Source organism: Leucobacter sp. M11 (assembly GCF_035726885.1).
Taxonomy (GTDB): domain Bacteria; phylum Actinomycetota; class Actinomycetes; order Actinomycetales; family Microbacteriaceae; genus JAPFRB01.
On record NZ_JAPFRB010000007.1, the window covers coordinates 3,726 to 6,518 of the forward strand.

2 protein-coding genes are annotated in these 2,793 nt (G+C 70.6%); both read left to right on the forward strand.

Going from position 1 to position 2,793, the window contains the following annotated elements:
- The first annotated feature begins 206 nt into the window (after window positions 1-206).
- Entirely contained in the window at window positions 207-920 is a 714-nt protein-coding gene (locus tag OOT08_RS17915; RefSeq protein ID WP_325094235.1) for a DUF4352 domain-containing protein, read from the forward strand.
- A gap of 162 nt (window positions 921-1,082) precedes the next feature.
- On the forward strand, window positions 1,083-2,793 hold a 1,711-nt coding region (locus OOT08_RS17920; protein WP_325094236.1), incomplete at its 3' end, for a proton-conducting transporter transmembrane domain-containing protein.

Consider the following 2,793-nt stretch of genomic DNA (forward strand, 5'->3'; position numbering starts at 1 on the left):
CAATCGGGGTCACCCCCTCATCCTATGAGCCCGGCTCGCGCTGCGCCCCCGCCGTTCGGTGGGCCGCGGGTGGGCAGGACGAGCCGAACGGCCAGGCGCGTCGAGCCGAAGGAAGGGAGCGCCGCAGCCGCCGCTCCGCTTGGCTGATGAGTGCGGCGGAATCCCGCCCCGATCACCCTCAGCGCACAACATGAAACGAGATGACGATGCCCGAACAGCACCCGACTCAGCCCCAGCAGCCCCAGCAGACGCAGCAGCCTCAGCCGCCGGCACCCCAGCCCCCGCACGACACGGCCCCCGCACGGCGGAACTGGTTCGCGCGGCACAAAATCCTCACCGGGGTCGGCGCTGCGGTGATCGCGCTCATCGCGATCGCCGCGATCAACGGTGGGGGATCGGGTGATGCCGGCGCGGGTTCGGCCGCGCCGGCATCACAGCCGTCCGCCGAGTCCGCCGACGCGGCGGGCGCGACCGAAGCGCCCGCCGAGGAACCGGCCACCGAGGAAGCCGCGGCGGAGCTGCCCGGTATCGGGGACACGGTCACGAGCGGCAAGCTCGAGGTCACCGTGGTCTCGCTGGAGGAGGTCGGCACGACCGTCGGCGGACAGTACCTGCAGGAGACCGCGCAGGGGCGGTACGTCCGGATTGAGGCGAAGGTCGCCAACAGCGGCACGGACCCGAAGCTCTTCACGATCAGCTCGTTCACGATCCGGGACGCGGAGGGCCGCTCCTTCAACGCCGACACGATGGCGACGATCACGGAGGACCCGGAGGCCAACACCTGGGCCACCGAGATCAACCCCGGCAACAGCGTGCAGGGCGGCGTGCTGTTCGACCTGCCGGAGGGCGCGGTGCCCACGACGCTCGAGGTGAGCGGCGGCGTGTTCTCGGGCGCTGAGACCATTTCGCTCCTGGGGTAGTCCCGCTCCCACGCAGGCGTGAGCCGCGGAACGCCCCGAAAAAGTTCGGGGCGTTCCGTTTGTCGCACCTTTTGTCGCGCATCTTTCCGATAAACTACCTCCAGAGCGTCGGGGCACAGCCCTGGCGGATACGGACATCGAGGGAGAACGCTTGTGGGAGTGATGACAGCAACCGTGTTCGGTGCTGTGATCGCCTCCCTGCTGGCCTATCCGGTGCTGCGGCGCTTCGGCCCCCGCGGATTCCTCTTCCCCGCCCTGGTGCTCGTCGGCGCCTTCGCCGCGATGCTCTGGCTCGCGATCCCGGTGTTGACCTCCGGCGGCGCGGTCACGCACGCCGAGACCGCCGAGTGGATCCCGCAGCTCAGCGTCACCCTGGGCTTCCGGATGGACACCCTGAGCGCCCTGCTCAGCCTGCTCGTCACCGGGGTCGGCGCGCTCGTGCTCTGGTACTGCCGTCGCTACTTCGAAGAGGACGAGGACGGCGTCGCCCGCTTCGGGGCAACCTTCCTCGCCTTCGCCGGCGCCATGCTGGGCCTCGTGGTCGCCGATGACGTCTACCTGCTCTTTGTGTTCTGGGAGGCCACCACGGTGCTCTCCTTCCTCCTCATCGGCCACTACGGCAGCCGTTGGATGAGCCGGGCCTCGGCCATGCAGGCGCTCACCGTGACCACCCTCGGCGGGCTCGCGATGCTCGTCGGCTTCGTGATTCTGGCCACCGAGGCGGGGACCTCAAGCCTCGCCGCGATCCTCGACGCCGGGCTCAGCGGGCCCAGCGTCACGGTCGCCGTGTACCTGCTGGTCGTCGGCGCGCTCTCGAAGTCCGCGATCTTCCCCTTCCACTTCTGGCTGCCCTCGGCGATGGCCGCGCCCACCCCGGTCAGCGCCTACCTGCACGCCGCCGCGATGGTGAAGGCCGGCGTCTACCTGATTGCCCGCCTGGTGCCCGCCTACGGGGAGAGCGTGCCGTGGCTCACCGCGAGCCTGGTCATCGTCGGGGGGATCACCATGATCCACGGCGGGATCCGGGCACTGCGCCAGTTCGACCTGAAGCTCGTGCTCGCCTACGGCACCGTCAGCCAGCTCGGGCTCCTCGTGATGGTGCTGGGGCTCGGCCTGCCCGGGGCACAGTTCGCGGGCATCGCCCTGCTGTTCGCGCACGCGCTGGCGAAAGCCCCGCTTTTCCTCATCGTCGGCATCATCGACCACCGCACCGGCACCCGTGACCTGCGCAAGATCAGCGGCCTGGGGGCGCAGACGCCCGCGCTGGCCACGCTGGCCGCGATCGCCTGCGCCTCGATGATCGGCCTGCCGCCGCTGATCGGCTTCGTGGCCAAAGAGAGCCTCTTCACGGAGCTCACCCACCTCGTGGCGGCGGGGGACCCGCTCGTCTGGATCACGCTCGTCGTCGGGGTCCTCGGCAGCGCGCTCACGGTCGGCTACAGCCTGCGCTTCTTCTGGGGCGCGTTCAGCAGCAAGCCGTCCGTCGCCGACTGCGGCATCGCGCACCGGCAGCACGGGGACATCATGCTCGCGCCCTTCGTGCTCGTTGCCCTTGCCCTGTCTGCGGGGCTCGGCGCGCCCTTCGTCGACACGCTCATCCGCCCGGTCCTCAGCCCCGAGGTCGCCGCGGGCCCAGAGTCGCTCGCCCTCTGGCACGGCTTCACGCCCGCGCTCGGCCTGTCCGCGCTCGTCGTCGCGCTCGGCGCGCTCGCCTTCCTCGGCACGAAGAGCCTCGTGCACCGGCTCCCGGCCTGGCCGGAGCGGCTCACCGCGGCCCGCAACTACTGGCAGCTCACCCGGGGCCTTGACCGTTTCGCGGTGGGCCTGACGGGGCAGTTGCAGCGCGGCTCGCTGCCGTTCTACCTTTCCGCGA